This window comes from Amphritea sp. 1_MG-2023 (assembly GCF_030547545.1).
Lineage (GTDB): Bacteria > Pseudomonadota > Gammaproteobacteria > Pseudomonadales > Balneatricaceae > Amphritea.
This window is the reverse complement of sequence record NZ_JAUOQE010000054.1, coordinates 1-15,602: the sequence shown is the minus strand read 5'-3', so window position 1 is coordinate 15,602 and position 15,602 is coordinate 1. Positions and strand designations below refer to the sequence as shown.

Below are 15,602 nucleotides of genomic sequence, written 5' to 3'. Positions count from 1 at the left end.
AGAAGGTCTGCGTTTTGCGATTCGTGAAGGCGGTCGTACAGTTGGTGCAGGCGTTGTAGCAAAAATCATCGAGTAATCTTTGATTTATAGCAACTTAACAGTTGCTACCTAGTAGGGATGTGTGTAATATATGCATCCCTAGTTAGTACTAGGCCAGTGGCTCAATTGGCAGAGCAGCGGTCTCCAAAACCGCAGGTTGGGGGTTCGAGTCCCTCCTGGCCTGCCAACTCTAATCTGAGTTGGTGTCTAACAAGTTCAAGCAAATTATCGATAACCGAGGCCCATCGTGAATTCTAAAGTGTCTTCCGAAGGTTCAAAGCTGGATGGCCTGAAATGGGTCGTAGTGGTAGCCATTGTTGCTGCCGGCGTAGTAGGTAACTCTGTTTATTCAGAAGAGTCTCTGCTGTATCGCGTAATTGCGTTATTAGTTCTTGCGGGTGCTGCAGGCTTTGTTGCACTGCAAACCGCTAAGGGTCTGGCTTTCTTTACATTGTTTAAAGAAGCGCGATCTGAAATTCGCAAAGTTGTATGGCCAACACGACAGGAAACAATGCAGACGACTCTGATTGTAACTGTGGTAGTGCTGGTTGTAGGTTTGCTTTTGTGGGGTCTTGACTCATTGCTGAGTCTGGGCGTCTCGACTGTAATCGGATAAAAGGAAAGAGGCATGGCTATGCGATGGTATGTTGTACATGCGTACTCCGGTTACGAGAAGCGCGTGATGAACTCTCTGAAAGAACGAGTCGAGCTGCATAATATGCAGGAGGGCTTTGGTGATATCCTCGTTCCAACAGAAGAAGTTGTTGAAATCCGCGAAGGTAAGAAACGTAAGTCTGAGCGTAAATTCTATCCTGGCTATGTGTTAGTGCAGATGGATATGAATGATGATACTTGGCACTTGGTTAAAGATACGCCGCGTGTGCTTGGCTTTATTGGTGGTACGGCAGATAAGCCGGCGCCAATTACTGAGAAAGAAGCGCAGGCTATTCTGCAGCGTGTTGAGAGTGGTGTTGATCAGCCGCGTCCTAAGACGTTGTTTGAACCCGGTGAGATGGTTCGCGTGATTGACGGTCCGTTTGCCGACTTTAATGGCGTTGTCGAAGAAGTTAACTATGAGAAGAATAGGCTGCATGTTGCAGTATTGATCTTCGGGCGTTCGACACCGGTCGAGTTAGAGTTTGGTCAGGTCGAAAAAGCCTGATAGTTGTATTTTAGGAACTAACCTCGGTGCTTGAATGAGTGCTGGGGTTTTTCCGTCTTTAAACCGGGGAGCCGTCAGGCGTTACTACCCACCAGGAGTGAAACATGGCTAAGAAAATCCAGGCTTATATTAAGCTGCAGGTTGCTGCCGGTCAGGCGAACCCAAGTCCACCAGTCGGTCCAGCATTGGGTCAGCATGGTGTTAACATCATGGAATTCTGTAAAGCGTTTAACGCGGCAACTCAAGGCGTAGAGCCGGGTCTGCCAACACCTGTTGTTATTACAGTTTATGCCGATCGTAGCTTTACCTTTATCACTAAGACTCCGCCTGCTGCAGTATTGCTACTGAAAGCAGCTGGCTTGAAGAGTGGTTCTGGTCGTCCGAATACTGTGAAAGTGGGTACTGTTACCCGTGCTCAGTTGGAAGAGATTGCAACGACTAAAATGGCTGACTTGACTGCTTCTGATATGGATGCAGCTGTTCGCACCATCGCTGGTAGCGCACGTAGCATGGGTCTTATCGTGGAAGGAGTTGAATAATGGCTAAGCTGACTAAACGCCAAAAGGCGATTGCTGAAAAAGTTCAGCCAGGTAAGCAGTACACTGTATCTGATGCAGTAACATTGTTGAATGAACTGTCTACTGTTGGCTTTAAAGAGTCTGTTGATGTAGCAGTTAACTTGGGTATTGATCCACGTAAATCGGATCAAAACGTACGTGGTTCAAGCGTATTGCCAAGTGGTACTGGTAAAGACGTTCGCGTTGCTGTGTTTGCGCAAGGCGAAAACGCTGAAAAAGCAAAAGCGGCCGGTGCTGATGTGGTTGGCTTCGACGACTTGGCTGAGCAGATTAAAGGTGGCGATCTGAACTTTGATGTTGTTATCGCAACACCTGATGCGATGCGCGTTGTCGGTCAGTTGGGTCAGATTTTGGGCCCGCGCGGTCTGATGCCTAACCCTAAAGTGGGTACTGTTACGCCAGACGTTACCACTGCTGTTAACAATGCTAAAGCCGGTCAGGTGCGTTTCCGTACTGATAAGAACGGCATTATCCACGCAGGCGTGGGTAAAGTGGGCTTTGAAGCTGATGCTATCGCCGCTAACCTTGATGCACTGTTGGCCGAGCTGAAAAAGCTGAAGCCTTCATCTGCTAAAGGCGTTTATCTGAAGAAAGTTACTCTGTCCACCACTATGGGGCCAGGTCTGGTAATCGATCAGGGCTCTTTGGGCGCTTAATCGATTTTCAGAAAATATTGAGGGTCTCTGTCGTTTAACGACAGAGGTCGTCAAAGACCGCAGGCGAGTTTGATGCTAGTTATCAAACTCTTAATCTATCAGCCTGCGCAGACGGTGTGATCCCCTTAACCGGATCAATTCAACCACCGTACTCGGCGCTTCAGTGATTTATCGCTGAAGTGATTGGTAAACAGTCGATAAGACTAAATCCAGGAGTAAATCGTGGCATTAGGACTCGAAGATAAAAAAGCGATTGTCGCTGAAGTCCAGGAAGCTGCTAAGGGCGCTCTTTCTGCTGTAGTTGCAGATTCTCGCGGTGTAACCGTTGAGAAGATGACTGAACTGCGTAAGCAGGCGCGTGATGCGGGAGTATGGCTGCGTGTCGTACGTAACACCCTAGCACGTCGTGCAGTAGAAGGCTCTGATTTCGAATGTATCTCTGATTCATTCGTAGGTCCAACTCTGATTGCATTCTCTAATGAGCACCCAGGTGCTGGCGCGCGAATTCTGAAAGATTTCGCTAAAGCAGAAGAGAAGCTTGAGTTGAAGACCGCTGCTTTCGAAGGACAGGTCGTAGAAATCTCTGTGTTGGCTGCACTGCCAACATACGACGAAGCGATCGCCAAGCTGATGGGCTGCATGAAAGAAGCAGCTGCAGGCAAGCTGGTCCGTACTATTGCGGCCGTTCGCGAACAGAAAGAAGAAGCTGCTGCTTAATTTTACAAGCGGCTTAAGTAACGAGTTTAAGAGCCTTGAGGCTCGAATATTTTAGGAATTGAACCATGTCTCTATCTAAAGAAGATATCTTGAATGCAATCGCTGAAATGTCTGTAATGGACGTTGTTGAGCTGGTTGAAGCAATGGAAGAAAAATTCGGCGTTTCTGCTGCGGCTGTTGCTGTTGCTGGCGCTGCTGGCGGTGATGCTGGTGCAGCTGCTGAAGAGCAAACTGAATTTGACGTTGTTCTGGCCGCTGTTGGCGACAAGAAAGTAAACGTCATCAAAGCTGTTCGTGCAGCAACTGGCCTGGGCTTGAAAGAAGCTAAAGGTATGGTTGATGGCGCTCCTGCTACCGTTAAAGAAGGCGTTAGCAAGGATGAAGCTGAAGAGCTTAAGAAAGCTCTGGAAGAAGCTGGCGCAACTGTTGAAGTTAAGTAAGCAGCGCTATGCTTCGTATCAGACTATTTAATAGCTGATACATCTATGGCTGGTGGCAAAATGCCACCGGCCTTTTTCCGTTATTAGTAAGAGCAAATGATAACGGCTCACCGACCGAGAAAATTCCTTCGGTTTGGTTGAATTTTTCAGGTGTAGATGCTGGGGAACTTAGATGGCTTACTCATATACTGAAAAGAAACGCATCCGTAAAGACTTCGGAAAGCTGCCGGAAGCGATGGATGTGCCATATCTATTGGCAATCCAGTTGGATTCTTATTTGAAATTCCTGCAACAGGGTGCTGACTCTACAGACCGTAAAGATGTCGGGCTGCATGCTGCTTTCAGTTCTGTATTCCCTATCGTTTCCTATTCCGGAAATGCTGCATTGGAATATGTAGGTTACCGTCTGGGCGAGCCGGTGTTTGACGTTAAAGAATGCCAGATGCGTGGTATTACTTACGCGGCACCACTGCGTGTCAAAGTCCGTCTGGTAATCTATGATCGCGATTCATCGAATAAAGCGATCAAAGATATTAAAGAACAAGAAGTATACATGGGCGAAATGCCGCTGATGACCGACAACGGTACCTTCGTTGTTAACGGTACTGAGCGAGTGATTGTCTCTCAGCTGCACCGTTCGCCGGGTGTATTCTTCGATCATGACAAGGGTAAGACGCATTCCTCAGGGAAGCTGCTGTATTCTGCTCGTGTCATTCCTTACCGTGGTTCATGGTTGGATTTCGAGTTTGATCCTAAAGATAGCCTGTTTGTACGTATCGACCGTCGTCGTAAACTGCCAGCCACTATTTTGCTGCGCGCGTTAGGCTATACCACTGAAGAGATCCTCGAAACCTTCTTTGATAATACGCAGTGGGTACTCAGCGCAGATGATATTCTGATGACGCTGGTGCCAACTCGTCTACGGGGTGAAACCGCTACCTTTGATATTAAAGATAGCAGCGGTAATGTGCTGGTTGAATCTGGCCGTCGTATTACGCCACGTCATATTCGTCAGCTTGAAAAAGATAATATCACTCAACTGCAAGTGCCGGTTGAGTATCTGCTGGGTAAAGTATTAGCGAAAGATATTATCGATCCGACGACCGGCGAGTTGCTGTGCGAAGGCAACAGCGAGATCACTGAAGAAGTGCTCGAGCTGATGGGTAGCCGTAATGTTGGCGATTTTGAGACGCTGTACACCAACGAACTGGATTGTGGCCCGTTTATCTCTGATACCCTGCGTATCGATACGACCCGCAATCAGTTGGAAGCACTGGTAGAAATCTACCGTATGATGCGTCCTGGTGAGCCACCAACCAAAGAATCAGCTGAGAACCTGTTTGAAAACTTGTTCTTTACTGAAGAGCGTTACGATCTGTCGGCTGTGGGTCGGATGAAATTTAACCGTCGTCTGAGTCGTGATGATGAAGTCGGTTCTGGTGTGCTGGATAAAGAAGATATCTTAGCCGTCATGAAGACGCTGATCGATATTCGTAACGGTAAAGGTGTTGTCGATGATATCGATCACCTGGGTAACCGTCGTATTCGTTCTGTTGGTGAAATGGCTGAAAACCAGTTCCGTGTTGGTTTGGTGCGTGTTGAGCGTGCGGTACGTGAACGTTTGAGCATGGCTGAATCCGATAACCTGATGCCTCAGGATCTGATTAACGCTAAGCCGGTCGCGGCAGCAGTTAAAGAGTTCTTCGGTTCATCTCAGCTGTCTCAGTTTATGGATCAGAACAACCCGCTGTCAGAAGTGACTCACAAGCGTCGTGTATCGGCGTTGGGGCCTGGCGGTTTGACCCGTGAACGTGCTGGCTTTGAGGTACGTGACGTACACCCAACCCATTACGGTCGTGTCTGTCCAATCGAAACACCTGAAGGACCAAACATCGGTCTGATCAACTCACTGGCAACCTATGCCCGCACTAACGATTATGGTTTCCTTGAGAGTCCATACCGTAAAGTGGTCGACGGTCAAGTGACCGATGAGATTGAATACCTATCGGCCATTGAAGAGGGGCGTCATGTTATCGCTCAGGCTTCTGCGGGTATGGATGATGATCATAAGCTGACCGATGAGTTGGTAGCGGTTCGTCATGAAAATGAATTTACCGTCATGCCACCGGAAAAAGTCACCTACATGGATGTATCTCCACGTCAGGTTGTGTCGGTTGCTGCGGCATTGATTCCGTTCCTTGAACACGATGACGCGAACCGCGCATTGATGGGATCGAACATGCAGCGTCAGGCTGTACCAACACTGCGTGCTGATAAGCCGTTGGTCGGTACCGGTATGGAGCGCTATGTTGCCCGTGACTCAGGTGTGTGTGTAACCGCCACCCGCGGTGGTGTGATTGAATCGGTTGATGCGGCACGCATTGTTGTTCGCGTCAGTGATGAAGAGACAGAAGCGGGTGATGCAGGTGTTGATATTTACAACCTGACGAAATACACCCGGTCTAACCAGAACACCTGTATTAATCAGCGCTCAATTGTTAGCCAAGGCGAAACGGTTCAGCGTGGCGATATCATGGCTGATGGTCCATCCGTTGACTTGGGTGAGCTGGCGCTGGGGCAGAATATGCGTATCGCATTCATGCCTTGGAACGGTTACAACTTCGAGGACTCGATTCTGATTTCAGAACGTGTGGTTCAAGAAGACCGATTCACCACGATCCATATTCAGGAACTGACCTGTGTGGCGCGTGATACTAAGTTGGGTTCTGAAGAGATTACCTCCGATATTCCTAACGTCGGTGAGTCTGCGCTGGCTAAGCTGGATGAAGCCGGTATCGTCCATATTGGTGCTGAAGTAGGCCCTGGCGATATTCTGGTGGGTAAGGTGACGCCTAAGGGTGAAACTCAGCTGACACCGGAAGAGAAGTTGCTACGTGCGATCTTTGGTGAGAAGGCGTCCGATGTTAAGGATACCTCCCTGCGGGTTAAAACTGGCACGATTGGTAAAGTTATCGATGTTCAGGTGTTCACCCGTGATGGTGTGCCAAAAGATGAGCGTGCGATCTCTATCGAGCAGTCTGAGCTGAATCGTATCCGTAAGGATTTGAATGAAGAGTTTCGTATCGTTGAGCAGGCAACCTTTGAGCGTCTCGAAAGAGCGTTATGTGGTCTGACTGCCGAAGGCGGTGCAAACTTCCAAAAAGGCGCTGAGATTACCTCTGAAGCCTTGGCTGAACTGAAGAAGTCTGACTGGTTTAAGATCCGTGTGGCGGATGAAGCCGCTCAGGAGCTGCTGGAAAAAGCGCAGGAGCAGTTGGAAGAAAGCCGTGTTGAACTGGATGCTAAGTTTGAAGATAAGAAAAGCAAACTGCAAACCGGTGATGATCTGGCGCCTGGCGTACTGAAGATTGTTAAGGTTTACGTGGCGACTAAACGCCGTGTACAACCGGGTGACAAGATGGCAGGACGTCACGGTAACAAGGGTGTTATCTCCGTTATCATGCCGGTTGAAGATATGCCGTATGATGAGAACGGTGAGACGGTTGATATCGTCTTGAACCCTCTGGGTGTACCGTCACGAATGAACGTAGGTCAGGTGCTTGAGACCCATATGGGGATGGCGGCTAAAGGGCTAGGCGTTAAGATCAATGCAATGCTGCAAGCTGAGCGTGATCGTCTAGAAACCGTGAAAGAACTACGTGAATTCTTGGATCGTATCTACAACAGCGAACTGGGTGGTTATAAGTCCGGTCGTCACGAAGATATTAGCTCGTTCAGCGATGACGAAGTTCTCGAATTGGCGAAAAACCTGAAAGGTGGTGTGCCACTTGCTACCGCCGTATTTGATGGTGCTAAAGAAGCCGAAGTTAAAGAGTTGCTACGGATGGCTGACCTAAGCGATACCGGTCAGTTTAACCTCTTTGATGGGCGTACGGGTGATCAGTTCAGCCGTCCGGTCACCGTGGGTTACATGTACATGCTGAAACTTAACCACTTGGTTGATGATAAGATGCACGCACGTTCTACCGGCTCTTATAGCTTGGTTACTCAGCAGCCGCTGGGTGGTAAGGCGCAGTTCGGTGGTCAGCGATTCGGTGAGATGGAGGTATGGGCACTGGAAGCATACGGTGCTGCTTACACCTTGCAGGAAATGTTGACAGTTAAATCCGATGACGTGAATGGTCGTACGAAGATGTATAAGAACATCGTCGATGGCGATCATCGCATGGAGCCGGGCATGCCTGAATCGTTCAACGTGCTGGTGAAAGAGATCCGCTCGCTGGGTATCGATATCGAGCTGGAATCCGAGTAACCCTTTAACAGATAGTTTACTGCGCAGCCGATTAACCGCTGCGTGGTCAACTCCCCCGAGGAGCTGTAGAAATGAAAGATTTACTAAATCTGTTGAAATCCCAGGGACAGAACGACGAGTTTGACTCGATCCGTATCGGTCTGGCATCACCTGAGATGATTCGTTCTTGGTCTTTTGGTGAAGTTAAAAAACCAGAAACCATTAACTACCGTACGTTTAAGCCCGAGCGTGATGGTCTGTTCTGTGCCAAAATCTTTGGTCCAGTTAAAGACTATGAGTGTCTCTGTGGTAAGTACAAGCGTCTGAAGCATCGCGGTGTTATCTGTGAGAAGTGTGGCGTTGAAGTGGCGCTGGCTAAAGTACGTCGTGAACGTATGGGTCACATCGAACTGGCTTCGCCAGTCGCTCACATTTGGTTCTTGAAGTCACTGCCATCCCGTATCGGCCTGATGCTGGATATGACGCTGCGTGATATTGAACGCGTGTTGTACTTCGAATCATTTGTGGTTATTGATCCCGGCATGACGACGCTTGAGCGTGGTCAGCTGATGAACGATGAGCAGTATTTCGAAGCGCTGGAAGAATTCGGCGATGACTTTGATGCGCGTATGGGTGCTGAAGCCATTCAGGAGCTGCTGAAATCTATCGATCTTCCAGAAGAGATCGAGGTGATGCGTGAAGAGCTGCCGGCGACCAATTCTGAAACTAAGATCAAGAAACTCTCCAAGCGTCTGAAATTGCTGGAAGGTTTCCATCAGTCAGGCAATAAGCCTGAATGGATGATTTTCCAAGTGCTGCCGGTTCTGCCGCCAGATCTGCGCCCGTTGGTGCCACTGGATGGCGGCCGTTTTGCGACCTCCGATCTGAACGACCTATACCGTCGAGTGATTAACCGTAACAACCGTTTGAAGCGTCTGCTTGATCTGAGCGCGCCGGATATCATCGTACGTAACGAAAAGCGTATGTTGCAAGAATCTGTTGATGCGCTGCTAGATAACGGTCGTCGCGGTCGTGCGATCACCGGTTCTAACAAGCGTCCGCTGAAATCTTTGGCCGACATGATCAAAGGTAAGCAGGGTCGTTTCCGTCAGAACTTGTTGGGTAAGCGAGTCGATTACTCGGGTCGTTCGGTTATCGTGGTAGGTCCCTACCTGCGTCTGCATCAGTGTGGTTTGCCGAAGAAGATGGCATTGGAACTGTTCAAGCCATTCATCTTTTCTAAGCTAGAGCTGCGTGGTTATGCGACCACCATTAAAGCCGCTAAGAAGATGGTTGAGCGCGAAGAGGCATTAGTTTGGGATATCCTGGATGAAGTTATTCGCGAACACCCGATCATGCTTAACCGGGCACCAACACTTCACCGTTTGGGTATCCAAGCGTTTGAACCCGTCCTGATCGAAGGTAAAGCGATTCAGTTGCACCCATTGGTGTGTGCGGCATACAACGCCGACTTTGACGGTGACCAGATGGCGGTACACGTACCGTTGACAATCGAAGCGCAGCTAGAAGCCCGCGCGTTAATGATGTCAACTAACAACGTACTGTCGCCTGCCAACGGTGAGCCTATCATCGTACCTTCTCAGGACGTGGTCTTGGGATTGTACTGGATGACCCGAGCACGTATTAATGCTCTGGGTGAAGGCACTATTTTTGCCGATATCAAAGAAGTGCAGCGTGCTTACGGTGCTAAACAGGTTGATCTGCAGGCGTGTGTAAAAGTACGTATCAGCGAAACGATTCGCGATATCGAAGGTAATGAAGAGCATCGTACCAGCATTCAAGATACGACTGTTGGTCGTGCCATGCTGTTTGATATCGTACCAAGTGGCTTGCCATTTGAACTGGTTAACCAGGCGATGACGAAGAAAGCGATCTCTCGCTTGATCAACACGGCTTACCGTATCGTTGGTTTGAAAGATACCGTTATCTTCGCTGACCAAGTGATGTACATGGGCTTCCGTCAAGCAACTGTGTCGGGTTCTTCTATCGGTGTTAACGATTTTGTTATCCCGGATGAGAAGGTCGATATCATCACTTCTGCAGACACTGAAGTGAAAGAGATCGAAATGCAGTATGCCGACGGTCTGGTTACCCAAGGTGAGAAATACAACAAGGTTATCGATATCTGGTCTCGTGCGAATGAGATTCTAGCGAAGAAGATGATGGATAACCTGAAGAAGGAAGAAGTGCTTAACCGTGCCGGTGAGCTGGTTATTCAAGACTCTTTCAACTCTGTATATATGATGGCTGACTCCGGTGCCCGGGGTAGTGCGGCTCAGATTCGTCAGTTGGCCGGTATGCGTGGCCTAATGGCGAAGCCGGATGGTTCGATCATCGAAACGCCAATCACGGCTAACTTCCGTGAAGGTTTGAACGTACTACAGTACTTCATCTCAACTCACGGTGCGCGTAAAGGTTTGGCGGATACCGCACTGAAGACTGCCAACTCAGGTTACCTGACACGTCGTTTGGTTGATGTCTCGCAAGACTTGGTTATCACTGAAGATGATTGTGGTACTGAGGAAGGTCTAGTTATGCAGCCGTTGATTGAAGGCGGTGATGTGGTAGTTGGACTGGGTTATCGTATCTTGGGTCGAACTGTCGCCAAAGATGTTATGGACCCAAGCGGCAAAGATGTCTTGATCGAAGCGGGTACGCTGATAGATGAAGCATGGGTTAAACGTCTGGATAATGATCAGCGTTTCTCTTCTATCGATGAAGTGGTCGTGCGTAGTGCGATTACCTGTGATGCGGCCTTCGGACTGTGTTCTAAGTGTTACGGTCGAGATCTGGGTCGTGGTCATCGGGTTAATCCAGGTGAAGCGGTCGGTGTTATTGCGGCACAGTCTATCGGTGAGCCGGGTACACAGTTGACCATGCGTACCTTTCACATCGGTGGTGCGGCATCACGGGCGGCAGCGGTTGATAGTGTGCAAATTAAGAATGCCGGTGAAATCCGGATGCACAACCTGAAGTCGGTTGAAAAGGCCGATGGTTCGCTGGTTGCTACTTCTCGTTCGGGTGAGCTGGGTGTGACCGATGAGCACGGTCGTGAGCGTGAGCGTTATAAGCTACCGTATGGTGCGGTGATCAAAGTTCAAGATGGTCAGCGTGTTGAAGCGGGTGCGATCGTTGTAAACTGGGATCCACATACCCACCCAATCATCTCTGAGGTGGCGGGTAAGCTAGAGTTTGTTGGTATTGATGACGGTATTACCGTTAAGCAACAAACGGATGAGCTGACGGGTCTCTCGACTATCGAGATTCTGGAGCCAGCACTGCGTCCTGCGGCGGGTAAAGATATTCGTCCAATGATCCGTTTAGTCGATGCGACCACGGGTAATGAGTTGTTCCACCCAGGAACCGATTCTCCGGCGCAGTACTTACTGCCGGCGAAAGCGATTCTTAACCTGAGCAATGGTGCCGAAGTTGGTATCGGTGATGTCTTGGCACGTATTCCACAGGAAGGCTCTGTGAACAAGGATATTACCGGTGGTCTGCCACGGGTTGCTGATTTGTTTGAAGCACGTAAGCCAAAAGAATCTTCGATTCTGGCTGAAGTCTCGGGCACCATCACCTTCGGTAAAGAAACCAAAGGTAAGAAGCGCTTGGTCATCAGCCCAGCGGATGCAGATCCTGTTGAATTGATGATTCCTAAGTGGCGTAACCTAAACGTCTTCGAAGGGGAAGTGGTTCAGAAAGGTGAAGTTATTTCTGATGGTCCGTCTAACCCGCACGATATCTTGCGTATCAAGGGTGTGGCCGAGTTGGCGAAATATATTACCTCTGAGATCCAAGATGTTTACCGCCTACAAGGCGTAGGCATCAACGATAAGCATATCGAAGTGATTGTGCGTCAGATGCTACGTAAGGTTGATATTACCGCGAGTGGCGACAGCTCGTTCATCAACGGTGAACAAGCCGAGTACCATAAAGTGGTTGCCGAGAATAAGGCGCTGGAAGCGGAAGGTAAGATTCCGGCTAAGTACGATCGTGTACTGCTGGGTATCACTAAAGCCTCGCTGGCGACAGAATCGTTTATCTCAGCGGCATCGTTCCAGGAAACCACCCGCGTACTGACCGAAGGTGCGGTGTGTGGTAAGAAAGATTACCTGCGTGGCCTGAAAGAAAACGTTGTCGTAGGGCGACTGATTCCAGCCGGTACCGGTTTGGCTTATCACAAAGCGCGTAAGCGTAAGGCTCAGAAAGTTGATGAGAACGTCACAGTGAGTGCAGAAGATGTTCAATTGGCACTGACCGAGGCGTTGAATCAGGCAGCGATGCCTGATTCAGAATAATAAGTCGTGAATCGGCCTGAATCGTGATTCGGGCCGAATATCGGGGCTTATCTGCGGGTAACTTGGCTTCAATGGGAAGAAACATTGAAAAAGAGTTATCTAATATCTGGTCGAATATTGACCTGATGGGCCGAGATTGAGTACAATCTCGGCCCTTTCGTGACAGGAGTGAAAAAAATCCTGTTTTTTTGGTGCTTAAATAAAGCGTGGAGTTTGCTTAATGGCAACTATTAACCAGCTGGTGCGACAGCCGCGCAAGCGCAAAGTGGCAAAGAGTGATGTACCTGCATTGCAGGCTTGTCCTCAACGCCGTGGCGTTTGTACCCGCGTCTATACAACAACCCCTAAGAAACCGAACTCAGCATTGCGTAAAGTATGCCGTGTTCGTCTGACTAACGGATTCGAGGTTACTTCCTACATTGGTGGTGAAGGTCATAACCTGCAAGAACACTCCGTAGTTCTGATTCGTGGCGGTCGTGTAAAAGACTTGCCGGGTGTTCGTTACCACACAGTACGTGGCGCACTGGATACCAGTGGCGTTAACGACCGTAAACAGGGTCGTTCTAAGTACGGTACCAAGCGTCCTAAGTCTTAATCGTTTCCGGGACAGCGACAGAAGTCCGGCATCGGCTGTGCAAACAGTCCGCTATACAACTAGAGCTAGACCGCAAGCAATAAGAGTAAGGTCAGGTATCAATTCCTGAAATAACCTGAAGACCTGTAGATAAAGGGGCTTATCATGCCAAGAAGAAGAGTTGCGGCAAAACGTGAAATCCTGCCGGATCCTAAATTCGGTAACATTACACTGGCAAAATTTACTAACCACTTGATGATCAGTGGTAAGAAATCTGTTGCTGAGAAGATCGTTTACGGTGCGCTGGATACAATCGGTCAGCGTACGGGTGAAGATCCAATCGAATCATTTAATAAAGCACTTGAGGCTATCCAGCCAATGGTTGAGGTTAAGTCTCGCCGTGTGGGTGGTGCTACTTATCAGGTGCCTGTAGAAGTACGTCCTTCTCGTCGTATGGCTTTGGCTATGCGTTGGTTGGTAGATGCTTCCCGTAAGCGTGGTGAAAAATCCATGGCGTTGCGTCTGGCCGGTGAAATCGGTGATGCAGTAGAAGGCCGTGGTGCAGCTGTGAAGAAACGTGAAGACGTTCATCGCATGGCTGAAGCGAACAAAGCATTCGCTCACTATCGCTTCTAAGCTTTTGATGTAAGGTCTGAGGATTGAGTTTTGGCTCGTAAAACGCCTATCGAACGATATCGTAATATCGGTATCTGTGCCCATGTTGATGCCGGTAAAACAACCACCACTGAGCGTGTGTTGTTCTATACCGGTATGTCTCACAAAATCGGTGAAGTACACGATGGTGCGGCAACAATGGACTGGATGGAGCAGGAACAGGAGCGTGGTATCACTATCACCTCCGCTGCGACAACCTGTTTTTGGAGCGGCATGAGCAAACAGTTTGATCAGCATCGCGTCAATATTATCGATACTCCGGGGCACGTTGACTTCACTATTGAAGTCGAACGTTCTCTGCGTGTGCTCGATGGTGCGGTGGTGGTGCTGTGTGCATCTTCCGGAGTTCAGCCTCAAACTGAGACTGTATGGCGTCAGGCGGATAAATATGAAGTGCCGCGCATGGTGTTCGTCAATAAGATGGATCGTGCCGGTGCTGACTTCTTCATGGTTAAAGATCAGTTGAAGGAGCGCCTAGGTGCTAACGCTGTACCGATCAACTTTCCGATCGGTGCGGAGGAAGAGTTTAAAGGTGTCATCGATCTGGTTCTCATGAAAGCCATCATGTGGAACGAAGCGGATCAGGGGATGACTTACGAACTATGCGACATCCCTGCCGAGCTGCAAGAACAAGCTGATGATCTGCGCGAGCAGATGATTGAAGCGGCAGCAGAAGCATCCGATGAGCTCATGGATAAATACCTCGAAGGAGGTGAGTTATCCAATGAAGAGATCAAAGCGGGTTTACGTCGACGTACCCTTGCCAATGAACTGGTTCTGATGCAGGCAGGTTCTGCTTTCAAGAACAAGGGCGTGCAAGCGATGCTAGACGCCGTTATCGAGTATATGCCATCGCCTGTTGAAGTTAAGGCGATTGAAGGTACGCTGGATGACGACGAAACGCTTGAGACTCGCGAAGCGGATGATAAAGCGCCTTTTGCGGCGTTGGCCTTTAAGATTGCAACCGACCCATTCGTGGGTACGTTGACCTTTGTTCGCGTGTATTCTGGCGTACTGGCTTCCGGTGACAGTGTTGTAAACACCGTTAAAGGCAAGAAAGAGCGCGTTGGCCGAATGGTGCAGATGCATGCGAATAACCGTGAAGAGATTAAAGAGGTTCGCGCAGGCGATATCGCTGCTCTTATCGGTATGAAAGATGTAACTACTGGAGACACGCTTTGCTCTCCTGATCATAAGATCATTTTGGAGCGCATGGAGTTCCCTGAGCCGGTTATTTCTGTGGCAGTTGAACCTCGATCTCAGGCAGATCAGGAAAAAATGGGTATCGCACTGGGCAAGCTTGCTCAGGAAGACCCATCTTTCCGGGTGGCAACTGATCCAGAAACAGGTCAGACAATCATCTCTGGTATGGGCGAATTGCACCTGGATATTCTGGTGGATCGCATGAAGCGCGAGTTTAGCGTGGAAGCGAACATCGGTAAGCCGCAGGTAGCCTATCGCGAGAAAATCCGTCAGTCTGTCGATGCTAACCATAAGTTTATTCGTCAGTCGGGTGGTCGTGGTCAGTATGGCCATGTGGTCATTGAGTTTAGTCCATCTGAAGATGAAGGGCTGGAGTTTATCAATGAGATTGTTGGCGGTGCGATTCCTAAGGAATACATCCCAGCGATTGAAAAAGGTATCGAGGAGCAGATGAAGAACGGTGTTATTGCCGGCTATCCGCTCATCGGCCTGAAGGCGCGTCTGCATGACGGGTCCTACCATGAAGTTGACTCTAATGAGATGGCGTTTAAAATTGCTGCCTCGCAGGCGCTTAAAAAGTTTGCCCAGGACGCCAGTCCTTGTCTGCTTGAGCCCGTGATGAAGGTGGAAGTTGTAACGCCCGAAGACTATATGGGTGACGTGATGGGTGACCTGAACCGTCGTCGAGGTCTGGTTCAGGGTATGGAAGATTGTAGTTCAGGTAAGATAATCAATGCTCAGGTTCCACTGGGCGAGATGTTTGGTTATGCTACCGACCTACGTTCGGCTACTCAGGGTCGTGCAACCTACTCAATGGAATTCTTTGATTATGCTGAAGCATCAGATAATGTTGCTCAAGCAGTAATCAATGCAAGATAATTTGCCCAATATATTAATGAGGAATTAATCGTGGCTAAAGAACAATTTGAACGTAATAAACCGCACGTTAACGTTGGTACAATCGGCCACGTTGACCACGGTAAAACA

The 15,602-nt window shown here is 49.1% G+C and carries 11 protein-coding genes, 1 tRNA gene and 2 pseudogenes; all 14 read left to right on the top strand.

Annotated features, from left to right (window positions below; all coding sequences use genetic code 11):
- Positions 1-76 (top strand): annotated as a pseudogene (locus Q4488_RS18275) (elongation factor Tu); the annotation flags it as partial.
- Positions 77-150: 74 nt separating this feature from the next.
- A tRNA-Trp gene (locus tag Q4488_RS18270) sits at positions 151-226 on the top strand.
- 60 nt (positions 227-286) lie between these two features.
- Complete coding sequence (secE, locus tag Q4488_RS18265; RefSeq protein WP_303581948.1) at positions 287-655, top strand: preprotein translocase subunit SecE; 369 nt, start codon at positions 287-289, stop codon at positions 653-655.
- A gap of 12 nt (positions 656-667) precedes the next feature.
- Positions 668-1,201, top strand: coding sequence for a transcription termination/antitermination protein NusG (gene nusG, locus Q4488_RS18260; RefSeq protein WP_303581945.1), 534 nt, complete (start codon positions 668-670; stop codon positions 1,199-1,201).
- Between the two features lie 104 nt (positions 1,202-1,305).
- On the top strand, positions 1,306-1,740 hold the full coding sequence (rplK, locus tag Q4488_RS18255) for a 50S ribosomal protein L11 (RefSeq protein ID WP_303581943.1): 435 nt from the start codon (positions 1,306-1,308) through the stop codon (positions 1,738-1,740).
- On the top strand, positions 1,740-2,435 hold the full coding sequence (gene rplA / locus Q4488_RS18250) for a 50S ribosomal protein L1 (RefSeq protein WP_303581941.1): 696 nt from the start codon (positions 1,740-1,742) through the stop codon (positions 2,433-2,435). Before rplK ends, rplA begins: the two co-directional genes overlap by 1 nt.
- Positions 2,436-2,657: 222 nt before the next feature.
- Positions 2,658-3,152: a 50S ribosomal protein L10 gene (rplJ, locus tag Q4488_RS18245; RefSeq protein WP_303581939.1), complete on the top strand. Its 495-nt coding sequence runs from the start codon at positions 2,658-2,660 to the stop codon at positions 3,150-3,152.
- A 65-nt stretch (positions 3,153-3,217) separates the two neighbouring features.
- Positions 3,218-3,592, top strand: coding sequence for a 50S ribosomal protein L7/L12 (gene rplL / locus Q4488_RS18240; RefSeq protein ID WP_303581937.1), 375 nt, complete (start codon positions 3,218-3,220; stop codon positions 3,590-3,592).
- A gap of 172 nt (positions 3,593-3,764) precedes the next feature.
- Positions 3,765-7,865 (top strand): DNA-directed RNA polymerase subunit beta, encoded by a 4,101-nt coding sequence (gene rpoB, locus Q4488_RS18235; RefSeq protein ID WP_303581935.1) that lies wholly within the window; start codon positions 3,765-3,767, stop codon positions 7,863-7,865.
- A gap of 71 nt (positions 7,866-7,936) precedes the next feature.
- Positions 7,937-12,163, top strand: coding sequence for a DNA-directed RNA polymerase subunit beta' (gene rpoC / locus Q4488_RS18230; protein WP_303581933.1), 4,227 nt, complete (start codon positions 7,937-7,939; stop codon positions 12,161-12,163).
- Positions 12,164-12,383: 220 nt separating this feature from the next.
- Positions 12,384-12,758, top strand: a complete 375-nt coding sequence (gene rpsL, locus Q4488_RS18225) for a 30S ribosomal protein S12 (protein WP_124927549.1) — start codon at positions 12,384-12,386, stop codon at positions 12,756-12,758.
- A 144-nt stretch (positions 12,759-12,902) separates the two neighbouring features.
- The gene (gene rpsG / locus Q4488_RS18220) at positions 12,903-13,373 is read left to right on the top strand and encodes a 30S ribosomal protein S7 (RefSeq protein ID WP_303581930.1); all 471 of its coding nucleotides are present in this window, start codon (positions 12,903-12,905) and stop codon (positions 13,371-13,373) included.
- Positions 13,374-13,403: 30 nt separating this feature from the next.
- Complete coding sequence (gene fusA / locus Q4488_RS18215) at positions 13,404-15,494, top strand: elongation factor G (protein ID WP_303581928.1); 2,091 nt, start codon at positions 13,404-13,406, stop codon at positions 15,492-15,494.
- 30 nt (positions 15,495-15,524) lie between these two features.
- A pseudogene (locus tag Q4488_RS18210) lies at positions 15,525-15,602 on the top strand (elongation factor Tu); the annotation flags it as partial.